This is a genomic window from Allocatelliglobosispora scoriae (assembly GCF_014204945.1).
In the GTDB taxonomy this organism is placed as follows: Bacteria; Actinomycetota; Actinomycetes; order Mycobacteriales; family Micromonosporaceae; genus Allocatelliglobosispora; species Allocatelliglobosispora scoriae.
This window is the reverse complement of record NZ_JACHMN010000002.1, coordinates 4377938-4404068: the sequence shown is the minus strand read 5'-3', so window position 1 is coordinate 4404068 and position 26131 is coordinate 4377938. Positions and strand designations below refer to the sequence as shown.

Sequence of the window (26131 nt, the reverse complement as noted above, 5' to 3'; positions counted from 1 at the left end):
TCCACGCTGTTCCGAGGGCCGCCGACGAGTCATGTCGGCGGCCCTCGCCATGATCGTGTTGTTTCCGGGAAACAGGCCCCTCAAAGCGCGCGCTAGGGGACTGTTTCCCGGAAACAACACGATCAAGCACATCGATAACACCAACTCTTCAAGAGTTGTGGCGGTCTTGGGGCTGAGTGCGTCGCACGCCACGGGCAGGGACTCACGGGCGTACCACCTGGTCACACGTGACCTTGACAGTTTGTTTCGCGACCAGAGAAACTAACGCGGTGCCCTACCGACCGCCGCTCGTGGCCCACGAGTACTTCTCCGCCGACCCGCCCGAGCTACCGAGACGGGCACATGGCGAGCCGGGACCACAGACCATCACGCAGGCAGTTCTCGCCTCCGCCGACGGCGCAGGGATCACCTGCAAGGCGGAGACCGAGTCCGGGGCCGTGCTCTTCGTGCAGCTCACGGCGGCCGGGGAGGGCATCCTGCGGTGCCGCCTCAGCGCCGATCCGCAGGCCCGCACCCGCTCGGCCCGGCTGCTGCCGCTGACCCGCCCCGACGAGTCCGCCCGCGCCGAGGTCACGGTCACCGAGACCGGCGCGATCGTGACGACCGGAGCCCTGACCGCGCACGTGACCCTGGCACCGTGGAGCGTCCGCTACGCCGACACGGCGACCGGACGAACCCTTCTGGAGACCGACCCGGGCGTCGTGGACATCTCGGGCCGCATGCGCACCGCGCCGTTCGGCTGCTCCGTCGTCGACGGCGAGATCGTCGCCTTCCACGAGACCTTCACCTTCCCCGCCGACGAGGTGCTGGTCGGCACGGGTGAGCGCTTCCTGCCGCTCGATCTGCGCGGGCAGCGTCCGGTGATGTGGAACTTCGACGCGTTCGGCAGCGAGAGCGACCGTGCCTACAAGAACGTGCCGTTCTACCAGTCGAGCCGGGGCTACGGCCTGCTCGTCGACTCGGGTATGCCGGTCGAGTTCGACTTCGGCGCTGCGACCCAGAGCGTGACCCAGATCGTGGCCCCCGACGACGTGCTGGACTACTACGTCCTCGCCGGTCCCGGGCCGCTCGACGTCCTGGACCGCTTCGACCGGCTCACCGGCCGACCGGTCCCGCCGCCGAAGTGGGCCTTCGGCTCCTGGATCTCGTCGGGCTTCTTCATCGACAATCAGCAGCGCGTCATGGAACGCGCCCGTACGATCCGCGAGCACGGCATCCCCTGCGACGTGCTGCACCTCGACACCTACTGGCAGCCGGCCGGGCGCTGGTCGGAGCTGCGCTGGGACGCCGACAACTTCCCCGACCCCGAGGCGATGCTCGCCGAGCTGACCGCGATGGGGTTCCGGGTCTGCGTGTGGATGAACTCCTACCTGAGTGTCCACTCGGATCGGTTCACCGAGGCTGCGGAGAAGGGGTACCTGCTCAAGCGGGACGACGGCAGCACCTATGTCGCGGACTCCTGGCACGGCGGGTTCCCCGAGGGCGGCATCGTCGACTTCACCAACCCCGACGCGACCGCCTGGTTCCAGGATCTGCTGCGGCCGATCGCCCGGCAGGGGGTCGCCGTCTTCAAGACCGACTTCGCCGAGGGGGTGCCGGCCGACTCGGTCGCCTTCAACGGCATGACCGGCGTCGAGCTGCACAACGTCTACTCGCTGCTCTTCAACGACGCCGTCGCGGCCGTCACCCGCGAGGTGCACGGGCACTCCATGGTCTGGGGGCGCTCGTCCTACCTCGGTGGGCAGCGGCATGCGGCGCAGTGGGGCGGCGACACGATGTGCTCCTACCCGGCGATGGCGTCCACGATGAACGGCGGGCTGGCGCACGGGCTCTCGGGCGTACCCTTCTGGTCTCATGACACCGGCGGCTTCACCGGGCGGCCGAGCGACGACCTCTACCTGCGCTGGGCGCAGTTCGGGGCGTTCAGCCCCCTGCTGCGCTTCCACGGGACCACCTCGCGCGAACCGTGGGTCTTCCCCGACGTGGAGCCGGCGGTCATCGAGACGCTGAAGCTGCGCTACCGGCTGCTGCCCTACCTCTACACGCTGGCGCTGCGCGCGGGCGAGACCGGTGAGCCGATCATCCGCGCGATGCCCGTCGACTCGCCCGGCGACCCGCTCGCCTGGCAGGTGCAGCACCAGTACCGATTCGGCCCCGACCTGCTGGTCGCGCCGATGATCAGCCAGACGCAGCGGCGCAGTGTCTACCTCCCCGAGGGCGAATGGATCGACTGGTGGACCGGCACGGTCCACACCGGTCCCGCGATGCTCTCGGTCGCGCCGCCGCTGGACCAGGTTCCGCTCTTCGCCCGGGCCGGGTCCCTCATTCCCACGGTCGAGCCCACCGCGCACATCGCGGACGGACCGTGGCCGGCGATCACCCTGCTCTCCTTCGGCAGTGTTTCCGCAAGGAGTGGTGGCAATCTAGCCACATGTGAAATCCGCGACGACAATGGTTCCTCGAATGTCACCGCAGAACGGGTCGGCAACGTGCTGACGGTGACGGTCGACGGACCAGCGGCAATTGCGGGGGTGGTGACCCCGCACGCCCCGGGTTCTGTCACCGTCGTCATCAACCACCAAGCACAGGAGCACAGACAATGACTCAGTTCACCTTCGGCCTCTGGACCGTCGGCTGGCAGGCCCGTGACCCGTTCGGCGACGCGACCCGCGAGGCGATCGACCCGGTCGAGATCGTGCACCGGCTCGCCGAGCTCGGTGCCAGCGGTGTGACCTTCCACGACGACGACCTGGTCCCGTTCGGGTCGGGCGACGCCGAGCGTGAGGCGATCATCGACCGGTTCCGCAAGGCGCTGGCCGAGACCGGGTTGACCGTCCCGATGGCGACGACCAACCTCTTCACCCATCCGATCTTCAAGGACGGTGGGTTCACGAGCAACAACCGAGACATCCGCCGGTACGCGCTGCGCAAGGTCATCCGCAACCTCGACCTCGCCGTGTCGCTGGGCGCCAAGACCTACGTGCTCTGGGGTGGCCGTGAGGGTTCGGAGTATGACGGTGCCAAGGACATCCGCGCCGCCCTGGACCGTTACGCCGAAGGTCTCAACCTGCTGACGACCTATGTCCAGGAGCAGGGCTACGACATCCGCTTCGCAATCGAGCCCAAGCCCAACGAGCCGCGCGGCGACATCCTGCTCCCCACGGTCGGCCACGCGATCGCCTTCATCGGCGGCCTGGAGCACCCGCACCTGGTGGGCCTCAACCCGGAGACGGGTCACGAGCAGATGGCCGGGCTCAACTTCATGCACGGCATCGCGCAGGCGCTGTGGCACGACAAGCTCTTCCACATCGACCTCAACGGGCAGCGCGGCATCAAGTTCGACCAGGACCTCGTCTTCGGCCACGGCGACATCGTCAACGCGTTCTTCCTGGTGGACCTGCTGGAGCACGGCGGGCCGGATGGCGGGCAGGCCTACCACGGCCCCCGGCACTTCGACTACAAGCCGTCGCGCACCGAGGACATCGAGGGTGTCTGGGCGTCGGCCGCCGCCAACATGCGGATGTATTCGCTGCTCGCCGAGCGGGCCAAGGCCTACCGCGCCGATCCCGAGGTGCAGGCGGCGTTGGCGAAGTCTCGCGTACCGGAGCTGCGCCAGCCCACCCTCGCCGCCGGGGAGACCGCAGCGGACCTGCTCGCGGACCGGTCGGCCTTCGAGGACTTCGACGCGGACGCGGCTGCGGTCGAGGGCTTCTCGTTCGTCGCGCTGCAGCAGATCGCGATCGAGCACCTGCTCGGCGCCCGGTAACGGGTCATGCTCGTCGCCGGGGTGGATTCCTCCACCCAATCCGTCAAGGTAGTCATCCGGGACGCTGCGACCGGGGCGCTCGTGCGCTCCGGCCGCGCGTCCCATCCCGACGGGACCGAGGTCGACCCCCGGCACTGGTGGGACGGGTTGCGCTCGGCGATCGCCCAGGCCGGTGGCCTGGACGATGTCGAGGCGATCAGCGTCGCGGGGCAGCAGCACGGCATGGTCTGCCTCGATGACGCCGGCGCCGTGGTGCGCCCCGCCCTGCTCTGGAACGACACGAGGTCGGCGGCTGCCGCTGCCGACCTCGTGTCGGAGCTCGGTGCCGACACCTGGGCGGAGTCGGTGGGCAGCGTGCCCGTCGCCTCCTTCACCGTCACCAAGCTGCGCTGGCTCGCCACCCATGAGCCGGAGGCAGCGGCCCGGACCGCCGCGGTCTGCCTGCCGCACGACTGGCTCACCTGGCAGCTCACGGGTGCGGGCGACCTCGCCACCCTCGTCACCGACCGCAGCGATGCCTCGGGCACCGGCTACTGGTCGCCGTCGGGCGGCGCCTACCGCCCGGACCTGCTCGAACACGCCTTCGGGCGGCTGGCGCACCTGCCGCGGGTGCTCGACCCGACCGGCACGGCCGGCAAGCACGGCAACGTGATCGTCGGAGCGGGTGCGGGCGACAACGCCGGTGCCGCCCTCGGGCTCGGTGCCCGGCCGGGCGACGTGGTCGTCTCGCTCGGCACCTCCGGCACGGTCTTCGGCGTCTCGACGGTTCCGGCCGCCGATCCCAGCGCCGCCGTCGCCGGGTTCGCCGACGCGAGCGGGCACTTCCTGCCGCTGGTCTGCACGCTCAACGCCGCCCAGGTGCTCGACGCGACCGCCCGCCTGCTCGGGGTCGGCCACGACGAGCTCGCCACACTGGCGCTCAGCGTGCCGTCCGGTGCCGACGGGCTGACCCTCGTGCCCTACCTCAACGGCGAGCGTACGCCCGACCGTCCACATGCGACCGGTTCGCTGCACGGTCTGACGCTGGATTCGATGACGGCGGCGCACCTGGCGAGAGCGGCGATCGAGGGCATGTTCTGCGGCCTCGCCGATGGCCTGGACGCCCTGCGCGCCCAGGGCCTGACGGCGGAACGGGTGTTGCTCATCGGCGGCGCGGCGGCCAACCCCGCCGTGCAGCGGATCGCGCCCAGCATCCTCGGCTGCCCGGTGACGACCCCACCGGCCAGCGAATACGTGGCCGACGGGGCCGCTCGCCAGGCCGCCTGGACCCTGACCGGCACCCTCCCGACGTGGCAGCCCCCCACCGGCACGACCACCCACGAGGCCGACCCGGCCCCGGACGTCCGGTCCCGCTACGCCGAGGCCCGCGACAAGACGCTGAACCGCCGCTGATTCCCCGTTGATCAAGGGAAGACTCGCCGCATATCGGACCCCCGACATGGCGAGTCTTCCCTTGATCAACGCGAATTTTGAGGGTCGGCGGGGGATCGACAGACGTTGACGGGGTGTGGCACGGTTTGGCGCGTGCTGTATGAGGATCTTCTGAACGACGCCGAGCGGCAGGTCTGGAATTGCTTCGCCCGCGGAGTGGAGGTCGATCTCGGCGGTGGCGAGCCCGCCGGTGACGGGTTCGATCCCCTGTCCTGGGGTGCCGAGCGGGAGGTTCGCGGGGAGGTCATCTCTCGGCTGCTGCTCGGGGCCGTGGACAGCGCGCGGGGGCACGTACCGCGGATCTTCATCTCCGGCGCGCGCATCATCGGCACCGTCGACCTGGCGGGCTCCGATGTGGACTGCCAGCTGGTCCTCTTCCGCTGCTGGTTCGACGACGCGGTCCGGCTCGGCGGGGCGCGGCTGCGCGAGGTCCGGCTCAACGGCTGCCGGGCGGCGGAGATCAACGCCAACGGTCTGCGTACGGAGGGGGCGCTGAAGCTGATCGGATGCCGGATGGGCCACCTGCGCCTCTACAACGCGCACCTCGGGGACCTGGCCCTCACCGGTTCCACGATCACCGACCACGGTGGCCCCGCCGTCTCCGCGGACGGTCTCGTGGTGGAGCACGACGTGACCATCTCCGACGGGTTCACCGCGATCGGGCCGGTGAGCTTCGCCAACGCGCGGATCGGCGGCCGCCTCGTCGCGGACGGCTCGGTCCTTCGCAACCCCGGCAAGACCGCGCTGAACTGCTCGAACATGCAGGCCACGGCCCTGCACGTGGACTCGACGATCGACGGCGCGGTGGACCTGCGCGGTGCCCGGATCAGCACCCTGCACCTGCTGCCCAGCCCCGCGATGCGCAACGTCCCGATGCTGCTCAACGGTCTCACCTATGACGATCTGGAGCCCGATCCGCCGGCCGAGCCACGGATCGCGTGGCTGCGCCGGGATCCCAACGGCTACCATCCGCAGCCCTACGAGCAGCTCGCGAAGTATTTCCTCGGACTCGGGCACGACCGCGACGCGCGTACCGTGCTGCTGGAGAAACGTCGCGCGCGGCGCGCCGTGCTGGCGCAGGAGTTGCCGCTGCCGAGCTGGCTGGGGTGGTTCCCGCGCCTGTTGATCCGCATTCCGGGCTGGTTCGCGGACGCGCTGGCCGGCTACGGCTACGTGCCGTGGCGGGCGTTCTTCTGGCTGGTCGCGGCGGAAGCGCTGGGCTGGTGGGTGTTCCGCAGCGAACCGGCACCGGACCACCCCAGCCACAGCCCCAACGCCAACGCGGCGCTCTACGCCCTCGACGCGATCCTGCCCACGTCGCCGCTCGGGTTGGAGGAGCTCTACCACCCGCTCGGCGGCAAGCTGGTGATCTCGCTGCTGCTGCAGGGCCTCGGCTGGGCCCTCTCCTTCGCCGTGCTGCCCGCCGCGACCAGAGCCCTGAGCAGATCCGACCGGTAGAGCGCCTGTCATGTGGTGGCCGGCAGGGCGCACGGCGCCGCCGTGTGCGCTGTTTGCACACAAGGCGACGAGCAACGCCGCCCGCGGCCACATGACAGGCGCGCCTAGCCCTTGATGGCCCCGCTGATGACTCCCTTGGTGAAGTGCTTCTGCACGAAGGGATAGACGACCATCGCCGGGATCACCACGATGATGACGACCGCCATCTTCACCGCGATCGTCGGCGGCATCACCGAGAACGACCCGGCGACTCCGACCTGTGGTGCCTGACCGGCGAGGATGTAGCTCTGCAGCACTCGCTGGATCGGCTGCAGGTTGTTGTCGTCGATGTAGAGCACGGCGTCGAAGTAGATGTTCCAGTAGCCGACGGCGTAGAAGAGCCCGACGACGGCGATCACCGCTTTGGAGAGCGGCATCATGATCTGGGTCAGGATCCGCCACTCCCCCGCGCCGTCGATGCGCGCGCTGTCCACCAGCTCGGTGGGCACGTTCATGAAGAAGGCGCGGACGACGATGAGGTTGAAGACGTTGATCGCGCTGGGCACGATCAGGGCGAGCAGGTTGTCCTTGAGGTGGAAGAGGCTGGTCACGACGAGGTATTTCGTGACCAGGCCGGGATAGATCAGAAAGGTCAGCAGGAAGAGGAAGAGCAGCGGCCGGTGGAACAGCGACCCGGGCCGCGACAGCCCGTAGGCGGCGAGCACGGTCAGCACCATGCTGAACAGGGTGCCGCCGACCGCCACGATCAGGCTCACCCAGACCGCGCGGGCCACCTGACCCCCGGAGAAGATCGTCACGTACGCACCGGGGTCGAACCCGCGGGGGATGACGACCATCCCGCCCGCCTCATTGATCGTCTGCCGCGACGAGAGGCTGGTGACGAGCACGGACCAGAGCGGAAAAACGACGGCGAGTACGACGAGGGTGAGCACGGTCCCCTTGCCCAGCAGCCCGATCAGGCTGGGCGGTTCCTCCCAGGCGGGACGGTTGCGGGCACGGCGTCGAGCAGCAGGCAGCGTGGTCATGACTTGGCGTACACCCCTTGTTCGCCCAGGCGGTGCGCGAGCCGGTTGGCGAGCAGGATCAGCACCAGCCCGATCGCCCCCTTGAAGAGGCCCGCAGCAGCACCGAGCCCGTAGTCGGTCACCGCAATCGAGTGGTAATACACGTACGTGTCGAGCACCTCGGCAGCCTGATAGCCGACGGCATCCCGCTGCAGCACGAACTGTTCGAACCCCACGCTGAGCGCGTCACCCATCCGCAGGATCAGCAGCAGCACGATCACCGGCCGAAGCCCCGGCAGCGTGATGTGCCACAACCGCCGCCACCGCCCGGCCCCATCAGATGCAGAAGCCTCGTACAAATTCGTGTCGATCCCCGAGAGCGCGGCGAGGAAGACGATCGTCCCCCACCCCACGTCCTTCCACACCCCTTCCGAGGTCACCAGCAGGAAGAACGTGTCCGGATTCGTCATGATGTTCCACGGCGTCATCCCCCCTTCGTGCATCGTCTGCGCCAGCAACCCGGCCCCGCCCAGCATCTGCACGAAGAACGTGATGACCAGCACCCAGCTGAAGAAGTGCGGCAGATAGACAACGCCCTGGATGAAGGTCCGCAGCCGAGCCGAGACCACACTGTTCAGCAGAATCGCCAGGAAGATCGGCAACGGGAAGAAGAACACCAGCTGAAACAGCGTCAGGAACAGCGTGTTCCACAGCGCATCCCAGAACAGCGGATCCTCGAACAGCTCTGCGAAATTCCCGAACCCGATCCACGGACTCTCCACAAACGAGTCGACGACCGAGTCGCCCACCCAGGCGTTGTAGTCCTGAAACGCAATGACGTTCCCCAACGTGGGCAGGTAGTGGAACAACAGCAGCAACACGGCAGCCGGCGCGGTCATGGCGAGCAACGGCCAATCCCGAGCCCACCGCGCCCCGAAACTCTTACGCCTGACCACCATGTCCAACCGTCAATCTGTAAAAAAGCATGAGGTAAATGCTCACCGCGACCACGACGCGGTTAGGTGCCTCGGGTGAGTCCCGCCGGGATCAAGCCTGACCGCCCGGAGGGACTCACCCGAGGCACCTGACCGCCCACCAGCGAGCAATCAGCGACCGCTGGAGGAGAGAGCAGAAGCAAGGAAGTCCCGCCCCTCGTCGCCACCCCCGGCCTTCCACTCCGAAACAATCGAGGCCAGATCAGAAACCGGCCGCCGACCACGCAGCACGTCCTGGATCTTGTCCTCCGTCGGCTGCCCGATCTTCGAGTAGTTGGCCGGGTTCTCCAACTTCAACCCCGCCCAGGGATCGGTCTCCAGATACTTCACCGACGAGTTGGCCCAGCCGATGAGGTCCTGAACATAGTTAGGCGTGGCCGGGTCCCCGACGATCGCCGGGTTCCGCCCCACGATGAACCCGTACTGGAAGGCGATCTCCTTCTGCGCCAGCGCATTGCCCACCGGCGCCCCATCGGGACCCCGCGTGAAGTGCACACCCTCCTTGCCGAACTGCCGCAGCTCGTACTCCTTGGTCCCGAACGGCGCGGCGCACCAGTTCAGCACACGCAGCAGCTCCTCGACCCGGTCCTTGCCGAGCCCCTTCTTGATGAAGGTGTAGAAGATCGGGGCCGTGCTCCCCCACTGCAGCGGGTCCCCGCCGGTGGCGGAGAAGAGCGGCACGGGCTGCATGTTGAACGACGGGGTGATCTTCGACTGGTCCTTCTGAATGCCCTGCCAGGCACCTGGGCCGTCCTGCATGAACAGGATCTTGCCGCCGGAGAAGAGGGTCTTGGAGTCGCTGCCCTTGCTCGCCACGATGTCGGGGTGGACGAGGCCTTCGGCGAAGAGCCGGGCGGTGAACTCGAGCGCGGCCTTGTACTCCGCGGTCTCGTACTTGTGCTCCAGACCGCCGCCCGCCTTCTTGCGCCAGCCGCCGGTGGAGCCGGGCACCTTGAAGTACATCTGGACGATGTCGAAGATGCCGTTGCAGCCGTAGATGCCCTTGGCCGGGTCGGTCGCCTTCTTCAGCACCTGGTAGAGCTCGTCACCGCTCTTCGGTACGGCGATCCCGGCCGCGTCGGTGAGGTCCTTGCGGTAGAAGAGCGCCCACGGGAAGGGGGTGGAGTCGGTCGGCCACGGGATGGAGGCGAGCTTGCCGTTCCAGATGGCGTAGCGCCAGTTGTTGTCGCCGAGCGAGGCGAGCATCGGGTAGGCGGCCGCCTTGTCCCCGGCGAGGTAGGGCGTGAGGTCCTCGAAGAGCGCCGCGACGGCGTCCGCGAACTTCGGGATCTTGCCGTACTCCCAGGACGGGACGCAGAGGAGGTCCGGCACGTCGCGGGCGCCGAGCAGGGCGCTGAGCTTCTCGCCGTACTTGTTGCCGTCCTGGATGGTGAAGTCGATCGGGATGCCGAGTTCGGCGTTGACCGCGTCGTAGAAGGCGTTGCTGCCGAGCCCGGGCGGGGTCGGCCCCCAGTAGGGCGTCATCGCGGTGGCCTTGGCACCGCTCTTGCCGGGGATCTCGGTGATCGCGTCGACGAGGTTGGCGGGGTATTTCGCGAAGCCGTTCGCGACCGGTGGGACACCGGGCACGTCGGCGGCGACCGCGGAGACCGGCTGGTATTTCGGCAGGAGCGCCTGGTCACCCGTCTCGACGGCGCCCTTGCCGCTGGTCTTCTCGCTGCAGCCGGAGAGCACGCCGCCACCGGCGACGGCCGCGGCACTCAATCCGGTCAGCGCGAGAAACGTACGTCGGTCGGTGGCCGCGCCCGAAAGAGGGTTACGCACGGCTCACTCCCTTCGTCATCAGGAAAATGGGGTGTGTTGCGGGGTGGTTCTCGGGTACAGTTAGTTCGTCTTACGACTAAACAAATTACTCGACGGTGACGGGTGCCACAAGGCCTCGTTTCCTCCCGGTTACTCGCTCACCCACCCCACGCCGCTCGCGGATCGACGCCGCGACGCAAGTCCAGGAGGAGCGCCGATGACTCATGGCGAGTCGATGCGGCATGATGAGGCCGCAGCGCAACACGACGGAGGGCACGGGAGCCAAGGGTGATCACGACCACGGGAGGGCCGCAACCGGCCGACTTCGCCGATGTGCGTGCCACCAACCTCGCCGTCGTGCTCCGCTACCTGCGCGTCAACGCGCCGTGCTCGCGCGCCGAGATCGCCGCCGCCACCGGGCTCAACAAGGCCACGGTCTCCAGCCTCGTCGCCGATCTCATCGATCGGCGGCTGGTCCGGGAGACCGGGCTCACCGAGCGCCGGATCGGCCGGCCGGCCACGATGCTCGTCATCGACGGCTCGCCCTACGCCGCGATCGGGCTCGAGATCAACGCCGACTACCTGACGGCGGTCGCGATCGATCTCGGCGGCGAGCGGCTGCTCTCGTGGCGGCGCTCCTTCGCCGGGCTCTCCTCCACGCCGGGCCAGGCCGCGGCAGCGGTCGCCGCCCTCGCCAAGCGTGCGGTCGGCCGGGTCGCCAAGGAGGGCCGGCAGACGCTCGGGGTGACGATCGCCGTACCCGGACTGGTCGATGGTGAGGGCGTCGTGCGGCTCGCGCCCAACCTGCGCTGGCACGACGTGGACCTGCGCTCCGCCCTGCGCAGCGCGCTGGGCAACCCGTCCTTCCCGGTCTCGGTCGACAACGACGCCAACCTCGCGGTCCTCGCCGAGCAGCGCTACGGCGGCTACGCGACGACCAACAACCTGATTTACCTGACCGGCGAGGTCGGCATCGGCGCGGGCATCATCAGCGACGGCCGGCTGCTGCGCGGCGAGCGCGGATACGCGGGCGAGTTCGGCCACCTGCTCATCGATCCGACCGGTCCGGTCTGCGGCTGCGGGCGGCGCGGCTGCCTGGAGGCGCTCGCCGGGATCAGCGCTCTCATCGCGCGGGCGATGCCGGACTCGACGCACGACGGCACGCTCACCGACCTCGAACCCGAGGTCGACGAGGTGGTCCGCCGGGCCAAGGGCAAGGATCCGGCGGTGCTCGCGGCGCTGGAGGGGGTCGGCCGGGACCTCGGCCACGGCATCGCGACCGTCGCCAACCTGATCAATCCCGAGGTGGTCATCCTCGGCGGCTACTTCGTGCGGCTCGCGCCGTGGCTGCTGCCACCGGCTCAGGCCGAGCTGACGCTGCGGTCGGTCGCACCCGACGAGGGCGGCACCCGGATCGTCGCGTCCATGCTGGACCACGGTGCCGCCGCGACCGGCGGTGCCGCCCAGGTCCTCGACACCATCGACTCCGGCATCCTCCCCACTCCGTAGCAACACTCCGCCGCAACTCTTCAAGAGTTGGTCCTTAAAGAGTCTTTAGGACCAACTCTTGAAGAGTTGCGACCTCGCGGCACATCCAAATCGCGTTCAACGCATCGAAACACTTGACGCGTGGGAGCGCTTCCAGTAGAACTTTGTCAACTCTCCGAAACACCTCAGACATCAAGCTCCCTCAGGTGGGGCGTCGAAGCGCTTCGACAGATTGGTTGGCGCGTCATGGACTTCCGCAACGCTGAGCTGCCGCTCCCCCACCGGGTCGCCGATCTCCTCGCCCGACTCACCCCCGCCGAAAAGGTCGCGATGCTGCACCAGCACCAGCCCGCGATCCACCGGCTCGACGTCGCCGCCTTCTCCACCGGCACCGAAGCCCTGCACGGGCTCGCCTGGCTCGGCGAGGCGACCGTCTTCCCGCAGGCCGTCGGCCTCGGCGCGACCTGGAGTCCGGAGCTGGTCCGGGCGGTCGGGGACGCGACGGGCGATGAGGTACGCGAGCTCCACCACACCGACCCGACCCGATGCGGACTCAACGTCTGGGCGCCCGTCGTCAACCCGCTGCGCGATCCCCGCTGGGGCCGCAACGAGGAGGGCTACAGCGAGGACGCCTTCCTCACCGCGGCGATGGGGGCGGCCTACTCGTGGGGGCTGCGCGGGGACCACCCTCGATATCTGAAGACGGCGCCGACGCTGAAGCATTTCCTCGGCTACAACAACGAGACCGACCGCTGCCGCACCGACAGCAACCTCGGCCCCCGCGTGCTGCACGAATATGAGCTGCCCGCCTACCGCAGGGCGATCTCCGAGGGTGCCGCGGTCGCCGTGATGGCCGCCTACAACCTGGTCAACGGTTCACCGGCGCACGTGACGCCGCTCATCAACGACGAGCTGCGGGGCTGGACCGACGACGAGGTCTTCGTCGTCTCCGACGCCTACGCGCCCAACAACCTCGCCGACCCCGCACAGCAGGACTTCTTCGCCGATCACGCGACGAGCCACGCCGCCGCGCTGCTCGCCGGCATCGACAGCTTCACCGACCAGGGCACCGACTCGCAGGTCACGATCGGGCGCTTCGAGCAGGCGCTGGCGCAGGGCCTCATCACCGAGGCCGACGTGGACCGGGCGGTGTCGCGGGCGCTGACGATCCGCTTCCGACTCGGCGAGTTCGACGCCGCCGAGGGCAACCCCTTCGTCCGGACCGCCGTCGACCAGGCCGAGCACCGGCGGCTGGCGCGCGAGGCGGCCCGGGAGTCGATCGTGCTGCTCAAGTCGGAGTGCAAGCTGCTGCCGCTCGACCCGGCCCAGCACCGCACGGTCGCGGTGATCGGCTCGCACGCCGACCACCTCTTCACGGACTGGTACAGCGGGACCCTGCCCTACGCGGTGACGCCGCTCAACGGGCTGCGGACCGCGCTCGGTGCGGCGAACGTGACCTACGCCGAGGGGACGGACCGGATCGCGCTGCGCTACGAGGACCGCTACCTCGTCGTCGACGCCGACGGGGCTCGACTGAGCCGTACCCGTTGCGAATTCGACGCCTTCGACTGGGGCCACGGCGTGGTGACGCTGCGCTCGACGGCCACCGGTCGCTTCGTCCGGGTCGACGCCGACGGCGCGCTCACCGCCGACTCCCCCGGCCCGTCGGAGTGGGTGGTGCGGGAGATGTTCCGCCTGGTCGAGCAGGGCGACGGCACCGTCGAGCTGCTGCACCACGCCTCGGACGGCAACCCGACCACCGAGATCGTCATCGACGGCGAGCGGCGGGTCTTCGACCTGGAGCTCGTGATCGACGGCGCCGTGCAGGCGGCCGAGGTCGCGGCGGCGGCCGATGCGGCGATCGTGCTCGTCGGCAACCACCCGCTCGTCAACGGCCGCGAGACCGAGGACCGGCTGGATCTGGCCCTCTCGCCCGCGCAGGACCGGTTGATCCGCGAGGTCTACGCCGCCAACCAGAGCACCGCTGCGGTCCTGGTGAGCAGCTACCCCTACGCGGCGGTCTGGGCCGAGGTCAACCTGCCCGCGGTGCTCTGGACCTCGCACGGGGGCCAGGAGCTCGGCAACGCGCTCGCCGAGGTGCTCACCGGCGCGGCCGACCCCGGCGGGCGGCTGCCGCAGACGTGGTACAGGAGCGTTGCCGAGCTGCCCGACCTGCTCGATTACGACATCATCACCAACGACGCGACCTATCTCTATTACCGGGGCACGCCGCTCTACCCCTTCGGGCACGGGCTGTCGCACACCACCTTCGACTACTCCGCCCTGCGCCTGTCGGCGGAGAGCGCGATCGCGGGCGAGACGGTGCGGGTGAGCCTCACCGTCACCAACGTCGGGCTCCGGCCGGGCACCGAGGTCGTGCAGGCATACACCCACCAGCAGCGTTCCCGGGTCAAGCAGCCGCTGCGGCAGCTGCGCGCCTTCGCCAAGCTGACGCTGGCGCCGGGCGAGAGCCGCGAGGTCTCCCTCGACATCAACGTCGACGACTTCGCCTTCTGGGACGTGACGACGGGCGCGATGGTGGTCGAGTCGGCGCGGCACAAGGTGATGGTCGGCCGGTCCAGCGCCGACATCCGGCTCACCGCGACGCTCGCGGTCCGCGGCACCACGATCGCCGCCCGGCGCGCGGCCGACGGCCCCGTCGCGGTGATCGGCCACGATGAATACTGCGGGATCACGCCAGCTGCCGCGGGGGTCAAGGCGGTCGAGGCGGGCGCCTGGCTCTGCTTCCACAATCTCTCCCTCTCGGGGGTACGCCAGGCGGCCCTCTCCGGCACCGGAAGGTCGGTGACCCTGCGTCTGGACGACCCGTTCGCCGGACAGGTGCTCGCCACGGTGACCCCGGGCGGCCCGCTGGCGCAGGCGAGCTCGGTCGACGGCGTGCACGACCTCTACCTGATCTTCGACGCGCCCGACACGACGGCTACCGATCTGGTGCTGCGATGACCGGCCAGCCGGCGGAGCAGCAGCGCCGGCTGGCGGTGACGATCACCGATGTCGCGAAGCACGCCGGTGTCGCGGCGAGCACGGTCTCCTATGTGCTCAGCGGCAAGCGGACCATCTCCGCCGGGACCCGGGAACGGGTGCTCGCCAGCATCCGCACGCTCGGTTTCCACCCGCACGCCGGTGCCCGCTCGCTCGCGAGCAACCGGGCCAACGTGATCGCGCTGGCACTGCCCCTGCGCAGCGGGATGAACGTGCCGGTGCTGATGCGGTTCGCCACCGCCGTCGTCACCTCGGCCCGCGCCGCCGACCACGATGTCCTGCTCGTCACGGCCGACGAGGGCTCGGCGGGGCTGCGCCGCGTCGCCGCCAGCGCGATGGTGGACGGGCTGCTGCTGATGGACGTGGAGACCCACGATCCCCGGGTCCCGACCCTGCGCGAGCTCGACCGGCCCAGCGTCCTGATCGGATTGCCCGCCTCGGTGGAGGGGCTGACCTGCATCGATCTCGACTTCGAGCGGGCCGGGGCGGTCTGCGTCGAGCACCTCGCCGGGCTCGGCCATCGCCGGATCGCGCTGCTCGGCGCGCCTGCGGTCGTCTACGAGCGGGGAACGGGTTACGCGAGGCGTACCCGCGAAGGGTTTCTGGCGGCGGCGGGGTCGGCGGGCCTGGAGGCGACCGCGCTGCCCTGCGAGGAGACCCTTCCTGCGGTGCTGGAGACGGTGGCGGGACTTACCGGCGTGACCGGGCTGGTGCTGCACAACGAGGCGGCCGTGGACCACGTGCTCACCGCGCTGCGGCAGCTCGGGCACCGGGTGCCGCAGGACATCTCCGTGGTCGCGATCTGCCCGGACGAGGTGGCGGTGCGGTGCACACCCGCGCTGACCTCGGTGCTGATCCCGGCCGAGGAGGTCGGCCGACGGGCGGTGGAGCTGCTGATGCGCAAGCTCGCCGGGGTGCCGGTCCCCAACTCCACGCTGCTCGCCCCCCGCCTGAGTGTCCGAGCCAGCACCCACGATCGCCGCAACTCTTGAAGAGTTGGTGCTGGACAAAGGGTGAGGCGCCATCCGCAACGTGCGGATGGCGCCTCGGGCGGAGAACCCTTAGACGGTCAGAGTCCAGGTGTTGATGTAGCCGGTGTCAGCCGACGCCGCGTCCCGGACCCGGAGAACCCAGGTGCCGTTGGCTGCCTCGGAGGACAGGTTCTTGGTGTAGGTGGTGACGATGTTGTCGGCGCTGCCGCCGGTCCGGTTGTGCAGGTTGTAGACCGTGCCGTCCGGGGCGATCAGGTCGACCACGAGGTCACCCTGGTAGGTGTGGACGATGTTCACCGCGATCGTCGAGGTCGCCGACGCGTTGCGGTTGCAGCCCGAGATCGTGATCGTGCTCTGCACGGTCGTGTTGTCCGGGATGGTGACATCGGTGGGGTTGGTCCCCGAGCAGCCCGCCGGGCCGTTGACGGTCAGCGAGTAGGTCGTGGTCCGGGTGGCCGAGGGGCCGGTGCCGGTGATGGTCACCGGGTAGGTGCCCGCCGCGGTCGCCGCCGTGGTGGAGATCGTCAGGGTCGACGTGCCGCCGGCGGAGGTGATCGAGGCCGGCGAGAACGACGCGCTGGCACCGCTGGGCAGGCCGGACGCGGACAGCGTCACGGTCTGGGCCGAGCCGTTGGTCAGCGTGGCGCCGACCGACGTGGTGACCGCGCTACCCGGGTTGACCGAGCCCGACGCCGGCGAGGCGGCGAGCGAGAAGTCGTTGCCCGTGGAGCAGATGGCGTCCGAACCGGCGACGTTCACAGCGGTCCACGCAGCCTGAACGGCCTTGTACTCCGTGGTGCAGGAGCCGTAGAGGTCGGTCGCGGCACGCAGCGAGTACGCCCGCGCCGTGTTGGCCGGCGTGCTCGTGTTCACGTAGCTGGTGTTGGTGGTGAAGTAGACGTCGAGAGCGCGGTACCAGATCTTCTCGGCCTTGGCGCGACCGATGCCGACGACGGCCGGAGCCGAGCCGCAGACCGGGCTGGTGCCGTAGGAGGTGGCGCCGGTGCCCTCGGCCAGGTTGAAGAAGAAGTGGTTCGCCACACCGGACGAGTAGTGCACGTCGACGTTCTTGGTGCTGGTCGACCAGCAGCCGTGCGACGAGCCGTCCAGCGTCGGGTTGTACATGTAGCGCAGCGGGGTGCCGTTGCCGTTGATGTTGATCTTCTCGCCGACCTGGTAGTCACCGGGGTCGCCGGGCGAGTTCGCGTAGAACTCGACCATGTTGCCGAAGATGTCCGAGGTCGCCTCGTTGAGGCCGCCGGACTCACCGGAGTAGACGAGGCCGGCGAGGGCCTCGGTCACACCGTGCGACATCTCGTGGCCGGCCACGTCGATCGACGTCAGCGGACGGGCGTTGCCCGCACCGTCGCCGTAGGTCATCTGCGAGCCGTCCCAGAACGCGTTGATGTACGCGTTGCCGTAGTGCACCCGGCTCGGCACACCAGCGCCGTTGCCGAAGATGCCGTTGCGGCCGTGGACGTTCTTGAAGTAGTCGAACGTCTTCGCGGCACCGAAGTGCGCGTCGACACCGGCCGACTGGCGGTTGGACGCCAGGCCGTTGCCCCACACGTTGTCGGCGTCGGTGAAGGTGGTGCAGGTGGAGGTGCCGCCGTTGAGGTCGCAGGTGCGGCCGTTGCCGTGCGACGGGTCGACCATCGAGTAGGTGCTGCCCGACAGGGTCGTGTCGATGGTGACGGTGCCGGTGTAGACGCCCTGGCCGGTGCCGTTGACGTGCTTGACGTCGTTGAAGGAGCCGATCACGTTGCCGTTGACGGCGTCGGTGATGACGTGCAGGACAGAGGGGGTCTGTCCGTCGGCGGCCCAGCCGGAGACGACGGTCTCGTAGGCGAGCTTGCCGTAGCCCGACGTGGCGTCCACGAAGAGCTCGGGGCTGCCGGCGCCGGTGATCTTGCCGGTGAAGGCGGACTTGGCTGCCTTGACGGCGGCCGAGGGGGTGACCTTCGCGGCGGTGGAGATCGTCAGCGGTGCGGCGAGGCCGACCGACGTGCCGGCGTAGGCGCCGCCGGGCGCGGTGTGGATGCTGAAGTCGCCACCGAGGACGCGCAGACCGTTGTAGGTCCGGTCGTAACGGACGTGCCCGGCACCATTGGCGTCGGTCTTCGAACGGTTGACCGAGTAGGCCTCACCGTCAGCTGCGCGAACGTCGCTGCGGTGCGCCTGCAGAGCGGCACCCGCGGCGGCAACCGCGTCCGGACCGGCCGGAGCGGCCGTTCCACCTTGAGCCGTGCTAACCAGCAGGCCACCTACGAGTAGGGCGGCGCCGGCGATCCCGAGGGATCTCTTCATTTAGTCCTCCCCGACTAAATATTTGAATGTGACGGTAGTCACGCTGACATGTATATATGGAAGATCGGCTCTTGTGAAGACGTACAGCCGATGTTCATCAGCCGGATGGTGACGTATGTATGACCGACCGTCCAACCCGCTTCCGGATCCCCCTGGTAGGCAATGTCCATAGCGGGGGGCGGTGACAAATGGCACAGCCGAGACTGGCATGCGGACTCGACGCACGTCGATCGACGAGCATCGGATGATCTCTGCCCTGAGACGGCGAATGCCGCAACTCTTGACGAGCTGCGGCATTCGCTGTCACACGTGAGCTATCGGCCTGGCCGGCCTACACCCCTCACCCGTTCGGGCTCGGTTTCCGGTCCCTCACCCGTTCGGGAACAGGGACGCGAAGTCGGCGTACGCCATCGCCACGTCACTCTGTGCCCAGAACCGGTGGTAGGTGAAGCTCGGTGCCGCACCACCCTGGAGGTAGGTGTTCACCTTCGACCAGTCCGGGTCCTGCTTGTACCAGGAGCGGATGTCCACGAAGGACTTCCCCGGTGCGATCGGGTCACCGTTGGCCATCGTCCCGGACCAGCCGTTCGGGATGAACAGGCCCTGGTGCGTGGTCGCGTTGTAGACGTCGTCGAACCGGTTGTAGTCGCCACGGGTCTCGGCGATGCCGACACCCTTGCTGTCGCTGTTGGCGTAGAGGGCATCGATCAGGCCCTTCGCCGCCGTCTTCGCCGCCGGGCCGCTCGCACCCGTGCCGGCCTTCGCGGCGTACCACATGAGGGTCCGCGCGTAGGACGCGGCGACGCCGACGTCGGAGCCGTTGGCGGTGACCGTGACGTGCAGGTTGGTGTTCGCGGCCGGGCTGGTGGGGTTCCAGGTGGCCGGAGCGCCGCTCCACGTCATGTCGGACGGGATGCTGAACGACGTGGCGGTGTAGGTGGTCTTGGACAGCGCCCAGGGCACCCACTTGTCGAGCAGCGCCTTCGCCTTGGCGTCACCGGTGACGTAGTAGTACTCCGCCACCCGCTGCAGCGACCAGACCTGCATGCCGAACCACTGGTTCGACGGCGGGTCGTGGTAGACCGGCTTCTCGTCGTAGAACATGCCGTAGAAGGTCGGCGTACCGGCCGGCGGGGTGTTGTAGGCACCCTCCCAGCTGTTGGTCGCACCACCGGCGATGGCACCCTCGGAGGACTGGAGCCAGGTGTAGAACTCCATCTGCCGGGTGAGGCTCGCGCTCCAGTCGGTGGTCGCGGTCGGCGACAGCGGCTTGATGCCGCTCACGTTCGCCAGCGCGTACGCCGCCAGCGGGTTCTGGTAACCGAAGTGGTTGAAGCTGGAACCGATGCGCCACGACCACTGGTCGCTCATGCCGCCACCCCAGGCGTAGTACCACGACATGAGGTAGTGCGACGAGTTCTTGCCGGACCCGGCCGCACAGGCGGAGGCACCGACACAGTTGCCGATCTTCTTGAAGTACTTGTCGTACATGGCGTAGCGGAGGAAGTCGCCCATCTTGGCGGCCTTCGCCACCGTGGCGGCCACGTCGGCCTGCTTGCCCTGCGCGGTGGCCCACTGGAGTGCCCAGTAGGCAGCCTGCACGGCACGCGCGTCGGCGTCCGGGGCGTTGGTGTACTTCCACTGCTTCGCCGGGGTGCCGCCCGAAGCCTCCTTCAGGTAGAGGTCGAGGTAGCCGTACTGGCCGCCGGCGGTGAAGTTCTCACACGACGGCTGCGGGACGGTCTCCCACACCGACTCCTGCGGACCCCGCTGGAAGGTGTTGATGTAGGCGACGCGAGTGGTCTTGTCGCCGCAGTGGCCGTAGCCGTACTTGTTGTCGACATCGAGCAGCCAGTGCATTCCGTAGATGTCGGAGTTGCCGTAGGTGCTGGTCAGCTCGGACTTCAGCGGGTCGGCACCGACACCGACGGAGCTGTTCATCTGCACCGGGTAGAGGTCCGGCGTGGGCTGCTCCGGCGAGTAGGTCGCCGTGCCGGACGCGCCCGAGGTGGGCTGGTCGGCGTGGGACGGGATGATGTAGCGCTCGGTCGTCGTCCAGGCCTGGTTGAAGGGGGCCCAGTTGCCGGAGACCCGGCCGTACTGCGCCTCCATCCAGATCCAGAAGCTGAACGCCTCGGACGTGGTCTCGTGGCCGTAGTCGGGCGCCTCGACGATCAGCGTCTCGATCGAGTGGTAGGGCACGCCCTCGGGCGAGAAGTAGCCGTTCGCGGAGTTCTTGATCTTGTTGTACTGCTCCAGGAACCGCTGCGTGTAGACGGGCTGGTCGTTGTCGCTCTCGGTCGCCACGATCGTCGCCGTGGTGTAGCCCGACGCGGTCGCGGCGAAGCTCGCCGTGCCGTTGGTGTTGTCGGAGTCCTCCGAGGCCGCGAAGGTCACGGTCTGGTTGGTCGACCAGTTCGACGGGGTGAAGGTGAGCGACGTCGGGGTCGCCGACAGGTTGGTGTCGCCGCCCGTCGCCTTCGTGAAGGCCACGGTCACGTTCGCCGACGGAGCCGCGGACAGCTTCAGCCCGGCGGTGGCCGTACCCCCCTCGGGAACGGTGACCGCCGCGGCGCTGGCGACGATCGACGGACCGGTGACCGCGTCCACGATGACCGTGACGTTCGCCGACGCCGACGAGGCCTGGTTGTCGATCGCCTTCGCTTGGAAGACGTAGGTGCCGACCGGCAGCGAGCTCACCGCCCAGGTGTAGGGCGACGAGGTGTCCGAGCCGAGCAGCAGCCCGTCGCGGTAGAACTCGACGCTGGCGACGGTCCCCGGTGAGGTGTCCGCAGCGGTCGCGGCGATCGTGAAGGCCGCCGGCGCGTTGTAGTGGGTGTTGTTCGCCGGGCTGGTGATGCTCACCGTCGGCGCCGGGTTGGCCCCGCCGCAGGTCACGCCGTTGATGGCGAAGACCGTCGGGTTGGTGTTGACGCCGCCGGTGTAGGTGGCGTTGAAGCCGATCCCGGTGGAGGCACCGGTGCCCAGGCTGCCGTTGTAGGACAGGCTGGTCGCGGTGACGTTCTTACCGGACTGTGCGTAATTGGCCGACCAGCCCTGGATACCGGTCTGGTTGTTGGCCCAGGTCCAGGTGAGCGACCAACTCGTGAGCGGGTCGCCGAGGTTCTTGATCGTGACGTTGGCACCGAAGCCGCTGCCGTTGTCCCACGCCTTGCCGTAGGTCACCTCACAGGCGACCGCAGCTTGCGCGGGCTGAGCCACGGACACCAGCCCGGCGGTCATGAGCGCGACCGCGGTGCCGATCACCGTCCAACGAGACCGCCGAGGTCTCCATCTGAAATTCATTGTGCCGTTCTCCTAAGCAGGCGTGTGTGGGGACCGGCGACGCCGGCCCCCACTCTTTGGGACGGGCGTTATGCGATGGAGCAGGTGGAGCCATTGATGGTGAAGCTGCTCGGCTTCGGGCTGCCGGAACCGCCGGCGTTGAAGCCGATCTGGGTGCTTGATCCGGGCGGGAGCGTCCCGTTCCAGCTCAAGTTGACGGCGCTGACGTTGGCCCCGGTCTGGGTCCAGGTCGCGCTCCAGCCTTGGGAGATCTGCTGGCTGCCCGGGAAGGCGAACCGCAGCGTCCAGCCGTTGAGAGTGCTGGTCCCGGTGTTGGTGATCGTGGCGTAGCCGGTGAAGCCGCCACCCCAGTCGTTGACGGTGTAGGCGACCGAGCACGGACCACTGGGCTGCGGGCTGGTGCTGGCGCTCGGGCTCGGTGATGCGCTCGGGCTCCGGGACGCGCTCGGGCTCGGGCTGGGCGAAGCGCTCGCACTCGGGCTGGCGCTCGGCGACGGCGACGTGCTCGCCGACGGGGACGGCGAGGGCGACGTGCCGTTGGGCGCGCTGCCCCAGACCTGCGTGGTGCCGTCGAAGAGCGTCACGTGCGTGTTCGGGCCCATCACCGACTGGAAGGACCAGTCGTTGGACGGATCCCAGGTCCCCGAGCTCGTGATCCGGAACTGGATCTCGCGGCGCCAGTCGGACTGCCCGGCCGGGGCGATGACCTGCCCGGCGCAGCTGATCGTCACGTAGTAGATCGAGCCGCTGAACTGCGTCGGCCCGGTCGGCGGCGAGCACTGGCTATACGCCACCTGCGTGCTGATCTGCGCCGGCGTCGTGGCGCCGTCGAGGGTGAAGTAGTAGCGGAACGACCCCTGGGTCAGCTTGCGTGCGGGCCACGCCGACTTGTTGTAGACGAAGGACTTGACCTCGGTGAAGTTGTTGCCGCTCGCCTGGTTGAGGCCGGACTCGACATACATCTCCGGCCCGTCGGGTGTCTCGGTCGGCGCCCAGTTGGCGATGGGCGCGCCGCCGAACTCGCTGTACATCCGCACGAGAGCGCTGGTGAGACCGGCGTTGTAGTCGGTCGCCACCTCGTTCATCGTGTAGTCGGCCCGGCTGTCGGTGTAGGCGTCGTTCGCCGCCTTGGGACCGCCGACGAGCGCGCCGTAGAGAAGGTGCCGGGAATTGGCCGGGCTCTCCAGGCTGTCGGTCCAGGAGCCGTGCGCGGTGCGGTGGTGCGGGTTCTTCGGCGAGTTGGCGCCGAACCCGATCATGTAGCTGGAGTTCCGCGGGTTGTCGCCGAGGATGTAGTTGATCTGGCGGACGCCGAAGTCGTGGTAGCGCGCCTTACGGGTCGCGTCGGTGACGTAGTCGGAGTAGAGCAGCGCCATGAAGGACGTGTTCGCCGCGTAGCGCAGCGAGCCCCACTGCTGCAGCCACGCCTGCCCGCCCGGCGAGTAGGTGATCTTCTGCCCGTTGACGCCGACGGTCCAGTAGTCCAGCCACCGGTTGGTGTCGTCGATGTACTGCTGCTTGCCGGTGAGCCGGGCGAGCAGCACGTAGGAGCCGTAGGACTTGTCGTCCCAGTCGGTGGTCCAGCGGTAGGACTTGATCGTCTGCTGCGGTTCGGTCGAGAGGTTGGCGTAGTAGCTCTCCGCCTTGGTCAGATAGGCCGTCTCGCCGGTCGCCCGGTAGAGCCAGAGCGCGCCCCAGACGAGCTCGTCGTTGTAGCCGCTGTAGGAGTTGTAGTAGCCGGCCGCGTCGGTGATGCACTCGCTGTACTTCTTCCGCACGGTGTCGGCGAAGGTGTAGAGCTGCCGCGCGTGCGTGACCAGCGTGTTGGCATAGGTCGGGTCGGTCGCGCGGAAGACCATCGAGCTCGCCGCCATCGCCGCGGCCGTCTCTCCGGCCAGGTCCGAGCCACCGCAGCTCGCATCTATCTTGTACGCCGGACGCGCCATCTTCATCACCTCGGCGCTCCCCCACCAGGCGTGATCGGCGCTGCCGCCACCGACCTGGCCGTAGAGCACGTTGGCGGAGGGGTGCGCCTTGATGAAGTAGTCGTTGACGAAGCGCAGGTTGTTGAGCAGGTGCGTGAGCTGGCCGGAGTTGCTGTAGGCGCTGCGGTACTCCACCGCGCCCCAGGCGAGCATCGTGGTGCTGAACGCCATCGGCAGGCCGAACTTCACGTGGTCGCCGGCGTCGAACCAGCCGCCGGTGAGATCGAGGCCGACATCGGAGCCGTCGGTCAGCGCGGAGTCGCCACGCCAGCCTACTCGGCTCCAACTCGGCTTCGGTCCGGCCTGCTGCGCCTCGTAGAACCAGATGGACTTCTGGAGAGCTTCGCCATAGTTGTAGGGACCGGCCGCCTGCGCCGGTGCGGTCGCTGCGGCGAGGCCTGCAGCCGCCGTGAGCAGCACCGCAAGGCCCGAAACGAGGAGCCGGACCCGACTGGTGCGGGTTCGGCTGGAAGGGTGAAGCCGGTGTTTTCCAGGCTCGATCGAAGCGGCAGTACGACAGACCTGTCGCCCCGTCAGGGGTGCGGGCATTACGATGACTCCTGTCCGTGGAGCCGTGTGGCACAGCCGTGCGGGGGACATCGGGGCGGATGTTGGCGCATCCGCCCCGCCGCATGTGAGCTGCACTACACGGGGGATGACACAGGGGTATGCATGTTATGCTTAATCGATGTTGGGAGCGCTCCCAACTATTTAACCCTTAAGTTGCGCCCTTGTGAAGACCTGGTTTCGCACAGTCCACATAGGACATCGCTGAACTGGGGATACTCGCTCAGGTAGCAACGCGGACCAGCTCGATGGAGTAGGTCTCGCCGTACTGGGTGAGCTTGTCGCCCGAGCACGTGAACGTCTCGGCACCGATCGCCCCCGACAACGCCTGCTTGTCGATCTGCTTGCCGTTGCGGCGCCAGACGGTCGAACCGTTGCCCTTCGGTGCGCTGTAGTGGATCTGCGAACCGAGCACCTGGTAATGGAACGTCACGCTGCCGGTCGACGTCACCGTGTAGGTCGTCGACCCGTGCTTGCCCGTCTTCGCGATCCCCTTGCCGAAATCGAGCACGACCACCCCGTCGGCGCTGAAGCGCTGGATCGCGCCCACGCTCGTGAGCTGCAACGTGTAACCGTCGATCTCGGCGGAGCCGGTGTAGGACGTCTCCCGCCAGGTGCCCACGACGCACTCGGCCGGTGTCGGCACGCGCTCGGGCTCTGGCTCGGCGGTGACGGGCGGCGGATCGGTGGCCGCGACGGACGACGGCTGCGCCCGGTCCCGCCACACGAACAGGCCGACCCCGGCACAGCAGGCCACGCCGAGAGCCAGCGCCACGACGATGCCGATGACGACCAGCGGCAGGCGGTCCGGCTTGCGCTTCGGCGCCTCGATCGGGACCGTCTGGCCGAGCTGGTCGGAGTGGACCGGCGGCTGTCCCGGCTGGCCGACGAAGTTGTGACACCGGGTGCAGTAGCCATAGGTGTCAATCTGCACACCGCCGCAGACACGACAGGGCCACATCATCGCCTCCCCAGGATTCCATGGCGCGCCTTGAGGCTAGCGCGCCACATCCCCTCTCCGGTAGGCGACGGCCACCGGTCATGAGACCTTCTCGATGTGATCGCAGCTGATCCGTCCATGAAGTCCGTCCACGAAGGAGGATCACCGCCCCGGACCACGCGGCCGCCTCAGTCGCCGCCGGGTGCCGCGGGGCGCAGGCCGCCGCCGGACCGCTGCCCGGCCGGATCGATCCCGTGGGGCGGGGTGGGCTGCTCGTCGCGGTCGTACTCGTGGTCGTGGGACTGATCGACGGTGGGCAGGGCCTCGGCTCCCGCCTGCTCCGCGCGAAGCTCGGCGGCGGCGACCTGCTCCGGCGTGGACGCGGGGATCAGGACCAGCGCGTTGATGTCGACCAGCGCGTGCACGATGATCGGCAGCAACAGGCTCCCCGTCGTCAGGTAGAGCACCGTCAGCAGCAGGCCGATCGTGCCGCTGCCGATGATGCCTCGGCCGCCCTGGTAGAGGTGACCGGCGGCGAAGAGCAGCAGCGACAGCGCCGCCGAGACGAGCACCGGCAGGCCCAGGATCCCCACCCCGGCCGCGATGAGCAGCCCGCGGAAATAGACCTCCTCGACGATGCCGGCGGTGACCGAGACCGCGACCGCGAGGAGCCGCTCGTGGGGCGTGCTCGGCAGCGCCGGTGCGATCGCCTGCCGGACCGGGAAGACCTCGCCCGCGCGGATCATGCGGGCCACCCGCTGCCCCGTGATCGCGAGATAGGCGACGAGGGCGAAGGCGCTCAGGCCGATCCAGAGGGCGAAGCGCCCGCTCGGCCACGCGATCCCCAGGTCCTCCACCCGCAGCGACGGACTGAGGATGCCGATCACCGGTACGCTCAGCGCCACCAGCCACCAGGAGATCAGGAATCGGCGGTAATACCTCGTCAGGGCTGCGGGATCATGCCGGCGGGTGCGGGTCAGCTCACGAAATCGGCGGCGGCCGAGGATCGGTCCGAACGTGCCGAGATAGGCCACCATCACCGCGACGAGCACTGTCGCCGGTCCGCTGAACGCTGGAGCAGTCACGGGGCATCCATTCGCGAGGGGTGCCGACACCTTACGCGGT

15 protein-coding genes are annotated in these 26131 nt (G+C 68.7%); 7 read left to right on the top strand and 8 right to left on the bottom strand.

Translation table 11 applies throughout. From position 1 onward, the window contains the following. The first annotated feature begins 269 nt into the window (after positions 1 to 269). The 4 genes from F4553_RS25585 (at position 270) to F4553_RS25570 (ending at position 6655) form a co-directional block, all read left to right on the top strand. Positions 270 to 2603 carry a glycoside hydrolase family 31 protein gene (locus F4553_RS25585; protein WP_184840035.1) on the top strand — a complete coding sequence of 778 codons (2334 nt, stop codon included), beginning with the start codon at positions 270 to 272 and terminating at the stop codon, positions 2601 to 2603. Continuing rightward, entirely contained in the window at positions 2600 to 3766 is a 1167-nt protein-coding gene (gene xylA / locus F4553_RS25580) for a xylose isomerase (RefSeq protein WP_184840033.1), read from the top strand. Before F4553_RS25585 ends, xylA begins: the two co-directional genes overlap by 4 nt. Positions 3767 to 3772: 6 nt before the next feature. Continuing rightward, positions 3773 to 5158: a xylulokinase gene (gene xylB / locus F4553_RS25575; protein WP_184840030.1), complete on the top strand. Its 1386-nt coding sequence runs from the start codon at positions 3773 to 3775 to the stop codon at positions 5156 to 5158. 132 nt (positions 5159 to 5290) lie between these two features. Then, on the top strand, positions 5291 to 6655 hold the full coding sequence (locus F4553_RS25570) for a type 2 periplasmic-binding domain-containing protein (protein ID WP_184840028.1): 1365 nt from the start codon (positions 5291 to 5293) through the stop codon (positions 6653 to 6655). A 104-nt stretch (positions 6656 to 6759) separates the two neighbouring features. On the opposite strand, the gene F4553_RS25565 is transcribed toward F4553_RS25570, so the two are convergent. The 3 genes from F4553_RS25565 to F4553_RS25555 form a co-directional block, all read right to left on the bottom strand. Then, positions 6760 to 7680 (bottom strand): carbohydrate ABC transporter permease, encoded by a 921-nt coding sequence (locus tag F4553_RS25565; RefSeq protein WP_184840026.1) that lies wholly within the window; start codon positions 7678 to 7680, stop codon positions 6760 to 6762. After that, a complete protein-coding gene (locus F4553_RS25560) occupies positions 7677 to 8558 on the bottom strand; it encodes an ABC transporter permease (protein ID WP_246467395.1) in 882 nt (293 codons plus the stop codon). Before F4553_RS25560 ends, F4553_RS25565 begins: the two co-directional genes overlap by 4 nt. Positions 8559 to 8765: 207 nt before the next feature. Continuing rightward, positions 8766 to 10439 carry an extracellular solute-binding protein gene (locus tag F4553_RS25555; protein WP_184840024.1) on the bottom strand — a complete coding sequence of 558 codons (1674 nt, stop codon included), beginning with the start codon at positions 10437 to 10439 and terminating at the stop codon, positions 8766 to 8768. A gap of 267 nt (positions 10440 to 10706) precedes the next feature. Here F4553_RS25555 and F4553_RS25550 point away from each other — a divergent pair, with 267 nt between their 5' ends. From F4553_RS25550 to F4553_RS25540, 3 genes are all read left to right on the top strand, one after another. Next, positions 10707 to 11927, top strand: a complete 1221-nt coding sequence (locus tag F4553_RS25550; RefSeq protein WP_184840022.1) for an ROK family transcriptional regulator — start codon at positions 10707 to 10709, stop codon at positions 11925 to 11927. 225 nt (positions 11928 to 12152) lie between these two features. Further along, positions 12153 to 14870 (top strand): glycoside hydrolase family 3 protein, encoded by a 2718-nt coding sequence (locus F4553_RS25545; protein WP_184840020.1) that lies wholly within the window; start codon positions 12153 to 12155, stop codon positions 14868 to 14870. Next, positions 14867 to 15901 (top strand): LacI family DNA-binding transcriptional regulator, encoded by a 1035-nt coding sequence (locus F4553_RS25540; RefSeq protein WP_184840018.1) that lies wholly within the window; start codon positions 14867 to 14869, stop codon positions 15899 to 15901. The genes F4553_RS25545 and F4553_RS25540 overlap by 4 nt, the downstream gene beginning before the upstream one ends. A gap of 69 nt (positions 15902 to 15970) precedes the next feature. Here F4553_RS25540 and F4553_RS25535 read toward each other — a convergent pair whose 3' ends face one another. The 5 genes from F4553_RS25535 to F4553_RS42550 form a co-directional block, all read right to left on the bottom strand. Next, positions 15971 to 18208 (bottom strand): M4 family metallopeptidase, encoded by a 2238-nt coding sequence (locus F4553_RS25535; RefSeq protein WP_184840015.1) that lies wholly within the window; start codon positions 18206 to 18208, stop codon positions 15971 to 15973. Between the two features lie 369 nt (positions 18209 to 18577). Then, on the bottom strand, positions 18578 to 21514 hold the full coding sequence (locus tag F4553_RS25530) for a glycoside hydrolase family 48 protein (RefSeq protein WP_184840013.1): 2937 nt from the start codon (positions 21512 to 21514) through the stop codon (positions 18578 to 18580). Between the two features lie 68 nt (positions 21515 to 21582). Next, positions 21583 to 24048, bottom strand: a complete 2466-nt coding sequence (locus F4553_RS25525; protein ID WP_184840011.1) for a glycoside hydrolase family 9 protein — start codon at positions 24046 to 24048, stop codon at positions 21583 to 21585. Positions 24049 to 24289: 241 nt separating this feature from the next. Further along, the gene (locus tag F4553_RS25520; RefSeq protein ID WP_184840009.1) at positions 24290 to 25027 is read right to left on the bottom strand and encodes a flagellar basal body-associated FliL family protein; all 738 of its coding nucleotides are present in this window, start codon (positions 25025 to 25027) and stop codon (positions 24290 to 24292) included. A gap of 167 nt (positions 25028 to 25194) precedes the next feature. Continuing rightward, positions 25195 to 26091, bottom strand: a complete 897-nt coding sequence (locus tag F4553_RS42550; protein WP_184840007.1) for a CPBP family glutamic-type intramembrane protease — start codon at positions 26089 to 26091, stop codon at positions 25195 to 25197. Between the last annotated feature and the right edge of the window lie 40 nt (positions 26092 to 26131).